Origin of the sequence: Pseudactinotalea sp., from assembly GCF_048594945.1 — a bacterium.
Taxonomy (GTDB): Bacteria; Actinomycetota; Actinomycetes; order Actinomycetales; family Beutenbergiaceae; genus Pseudactinotalea.
The window spans coordinates 1-3,844 of record NZ_JBMDXJ010000402.1 but is presented as its reverse complement, the minus strand read 5'-3'; the positions used below and the strand labels follow the sequence as shown (position 1 = coordinate 3,844).

5 protein-coding genes are annotated in these 3,844 nt (G+C 67.0%); all 5 read right to left on the bottom strand.

Annotated elements, in window-relative coordinates; all coding sequences use genetic code 11:
• The coding region (locus ACOJSN_RS18345) for an MFS transporter (protein ID WP_420113934.1) at positions 1-403 on the bottom strand (403 nt) is incomplete at its 3' end.
• Complete coding sequence (locus ACOJSN_RS18340) at positions 400-1,107, bottom strand: ABC transporter ATP-binding protein (RefSeq protein WP_420113933.1); 708 nt, start codon at positions 1,105-1,107, stop codon at positions 400-402. The genes ACOJSN_RS18345 and ACOJSN_RS18340, both read right to left, overlap by 4 nt.
• Positions 1,100-1,876, bottom strand: coding sequence for an ABC transporter ATP-binding protein (locus ACOJSN_RS18335; RefSeq protein WP_420113932.1), 777 nt, complete (start codon positions 1,874-1,876; stop codon positions 1,100-1,102). The genes ACOJSN_RS18340 and ACOJSN_RS18335 overlap by 8 nt, the downstream gene beginning before the upstream one ends.
• A complete protein-coding gene (locus tag ACOJSN_RS18330; RefSeq protein ID WP_420113931.1) occupies positions 1,873-2,919 on the bottom strand; it encodes a branched-chain amino acid ABC transporter permease in 1,047 nt (348 codons plus the stop codon). The genes ACOJSN_RS18335 and ACOJSN_RS18330 overlap by 4 nt, the downstream gene beginning before the upstream one ends.
• Positions 2,916-3,788 (bottom strand): branched-chain amino acid ABC transporter permease, encoded by an 873-nt coding sequence (locus ACOJSN_RS18325; RefSeq protein ID WP_420113930.1) that lies wholly within the window; start codon positions 3,786-3,788, stop codon positions 2,916-2,918. Before ACOJSN_RS18325 ends, ACOJSN_RS18330 begins: the two co-directional genes overlap by 4 nt.
• Positions 3,789-3,844: the final 56 nt, after the last annotated feature.

The window sequence follows — 3,844 nt, the reverse complement described above, 5'->3', positions numbered from 1 at the left end:
GGCGCAGCTCGTATGCCCAGGTTCCCAGCGCGCTCGATCCCGTTCCGATCGCCAGGCCTTGCAGAGCCCGTCCCACGTAGAGCTCACCCGCTCCCTCGACCCCGCTCATGACCACGCAGGCCGCGGCTCCCACGACGAGCGCCATCACTCCGACGCCGCGCCGACCCCACACATCCGACAACCTGCCGAACAGCAGCAGGGCGACCGCGACCGCCGTGACGTAGGCGGCGAAGGCCGTGGCCAGGTCGCTGTCCCGCACCCCGTACTCGGCCTGGTAGACCGCGAACAGGGGGACTGGTGTTCCGGACGAACCGATCAGCAGGATGAAGGAGGACGAGACGATCAGGAACGACAGAGCACGTTGTCCCCTTCTCTCAGTCACCGCGACCGAGCCGGTGCTCATCCGCCGAGGTAGGCGTGCTGGATGACGGCGTCGTCCTCCAGCTCGTCACTGGTTCCGCTCGCCACGACGCGCCCGAGCTGCAGGACGTATCCGTGCTGAGCGATGTGCAGGCCCAACGCCGCGTTCTGTTCACTGAGCAGTACGGTCACACCTTCGTCGGAGGCCAGTCGCACGATGATCTCGGCGATCTCCTCGACGATGACCGGGGCCAGGCCGAGAGACGGCTCGTCGAGCACCAGCATGGACGGGCCGGACATCATCGCCCGGCCGATCGCCAACATCTGCTGCTCACCTCCCGACAGCGTGCCCGCCGCCTGGTGAGCCCTCTCACTCAGCCGCGGGAAGTAGGTGAAGACCATCGCTTCCCGTTCGCGGCGGCGTCGGGGGCTCGTCCAACTGCCCACCAAGAGGTTCTCCTGCACCGTCATGTCAGGGAAGACTCGCCGCCCCTCTGGCGACAACGCCACCCCGCGCCGCGTCCGCGACTCCGTCGGCAGCACATCCAGACGCTCGCCTCCCAGGGTGATGGAGCCCGCCACCACGGGGGCGATGCCGCACACCGCGTTGACCAACGAGGACTTCCCCGCGCCGTTCGCCCCGAGGACCACCGTGATCTCGCCAGAACGAGCGGTCATCGAGACCTCCGTGAGCCCCGCCACCGCCCCGTAGCTCACGGTCAGGTTCTCCACGTTCAGCTCAACCATCCGCCGACACTCCTCCTAGGTAGGCCCGAGCCACCTCGGGGTCGTCGAGCACGTCGGAGGTCGTGCCCTCCGCGATGCACCTTCCGTAATTCAGCACGATCGTCCGGTCGCAGGCCTGGCTGACGATGCTCATGTCGTGCTCGACCAGGACGACCGACATCCCGCGGCCTCGGAGGACGCCGATGATGCGGATGATGTTCTCCTTCTCCTCGGGGTTCAGGCCCGCTGCCGGCTCGTCCAGGCACACCACCTCAGGTCCGGTGGCCAGCACCATGGCGAGTGACAGGAGCTTGCGATGGCCGTAGGGGAGCGAGCTCGCCTCTCCATCGGCCAAGTCCGTCGGCAGGCCCACGACCTCCAACGTCTCGAGCGCCACCGCCGTCATCTCCTCGAACAGCGAACCCGACTCACGCCGCGTCATCAGCTGTCGGAGGATCGACTGCCGCTGGCGCGAGTACGCCGCCCGTCGAACGTTCTCGACGATGCTCGCGTCCTCGTAGATGTACGGGGCCTGGAAGGTCCTGGTGATTCCGCGACGGGCCCACGCCGCCGCCGATGCACGACCCGACGAACGCCCCACCAGCTCCATCGAGCCCGCGTCGGCGCGTACGTATCCCGTCACGAGGTTCAACAGGGTCGTCTTGCCGGCGCCGTTGGGACCGATCAGCCCGAGCACCTCGCCCCGGCCCAGCTCGAGACTGATGTCGTCGACCGCCTTCACCCCGCGGTACTGCTTGCTGATCGAGTCGACGCGCAGGACGCTGCTCATGACTCCCCCCTCGAGTCCGCGGAGAGGCGCCTGATGAGCAATCGCCTCACCCCCGTGAGGATTCCCGCCAGGCCGGAGGGCATCACGAGCATGGCCACCACCAGCACGACGCCGTAGGAGAGCAGGCTGATGCCGGGGTACTGGACGAGCGACTCGTTCAGGAACGTCAAGGCGAAGGCACCGACCACGGGGCCGTAGACCTTGCCCAACCCGCCGAACACGGCCGCAGTGAGGATCAGCACCGAGAAGTGCAGGTTGAACTGGTCAGGGGAGACGAAGCTGGAGAAGTGCGCCTGCAGGCCGCCGGCCAGACCGGCCAATCCTGAGGCGATCATCAATGCCACCACCTTGTAGCGCGAGACACCGATGCCGAAGGAGGGCGCGAGGTGGCGCTCGCCGTCACGCACCGCGTGGAAGCTCCTGGCGAGGTTGGACGACATCAGCCATCGCACGAACAGCATGCAGGCGGCGAGCATCCCCATCGCGAGCCAGAAGTAGCTCGACGCCGTGTCGAAGACCAGCCCTCCGATCGACGGCGACGGGATGTTCGGCAAGCCGTCCGCACCGTAGACCCACCGTTCGATGGCCAGGCGCACGACTTCGCTGAAGGTGAAGGTCAACAAGATGAAGTGGAATGGGGTCTTCGCCCGGGTGACCAACGCTCCGAGCAGCACGCCCACGACGCAGCTGGCGAGGATCCCCACCAGCATCGCGAAGAAGACCGGCATGCCCGTCTGGATCGCCACGATGCCGCTGGTGTAAGCGCCGATGGCCATCGCTCCGGCCTGACCCAGGGTCGTGCCGCCCACCTGGTGCACCACGAAGAAGCCGAGAGCGGCGATCGAGACGGTGGCTGCGGTGACGCTGGTGTACTGCAGGGCGGGGTCGCCACTCAGGTAGAGGACGCCGGCCGCCGCAGCGATCATCCCACCGATCGATACGAACCGATCGACGGTTCTGCCTCGATTCCGCGGGGCTTGCGAGGACCGGCCGTCGGCGGTGCCGATGCGTCCATCATCGGACTCGATGGTCGTGGTGCTCATACCCGCTCACTGGTCCTTCCCATGATTCCGCGCGGCGCTGCGATGAGCACCAGGATGACGACGGTGAAGGTGATGACACCCGAGACGCTGGCGTCCAGCCACACGGTGGCGATGTTCTCGACCAACGCGACCAGGATCCCCGCGAGAACGGCACCCGAGACGCTTCCGACTCCGCCGATGATGACGACCATGAACGCCTTCACCAGGGCGGCGTCACCGATGTCGGGATTGCTGTAGAGGACCGGCGCGATGAGAGCGCCCGCGAGCGCCGCCAGGCCTGCTGCGCCACCGAAGCCCCATGCCTGCATCTTCCGCACCGGGACCCCCATGGCTGCCGCCATCTCCTTGTCCTGGCTCACCGCCCGCAGCCCCTGCCCCCACCGGAAGTAGCGCAAGAAGATCCACAGGCCGACCATGACGACGACTCCGGCGACGATCACGATGGCTCGCTCCTTCGGGAGGGAGACGCCGGCGAACCGGTAGGCACCTTCGGCGAGACTGGGGACCGCCACCGGGGTCGAGCCGAAGATCGACTCGATCGCGCCCGCGACGACCAGGGAGATCCCGAGCGTCAGGATCATGGTCTTGAGTCCGTCGTCGATCGTTCGTTCGACCAACGTCACCTCGATGGCCGAGCTGGCGAGGACGACCACGAGGACCGAGATCAGGACGGCCAGGACGAACGGCAGGCCTGCCATCGTGCCGAACACGAACATCCCGTACGCGCCGGCCAGGTAGGCGGCACCGTGCGCGAAGTTGACGATCCGCATCGTGCCGAAGACCAGGGTGAACCCGACAGCCATCATGACGTAGATCGATGCGCTGGTCATCGTGTTGATCAGCGTCTGCGCGAGCACCTCTGCGCTCATGTGCATTCCCTTCCCGGGTGACGAGTGGTGCTGGCCTGCCCGCGCTCGCGGGCAGG

Excerpts from the sequence above, each read along its gene's own strand:
- ACOJSN_RS18335 (WP_420113932.1), bottom strand. The coding sequence starts at position 1,876 with ATGAGCAGCGTCCTGCGCGTCGACTCGATCAGCAAGCAGTACCGCGGG.
- ACOJSN_RS18325 (WP_420113930.1), bottom strand. The coding sequence starts at position 3,788 with ATGAGCGCAGAGGTGCTCGCGCAGACGCTGATCAACACGATGACCAGC.
- ACOJSN_RS18330 (WP_420113931.1), bottom strand. The coding sequence starts at position 2,919 with ATGAGCACCACGACCATCGAGTCCGATGATGGACGCATCGGCACCGCC.
- ACOJSN_RS18340 (WP_420113933.1), bottom strand. The coding sequence starts at position 1,107 with ATGGTTGAGCTGAACGTGGAGAACCTGACCGTGAGCTACGGGGCGGTG.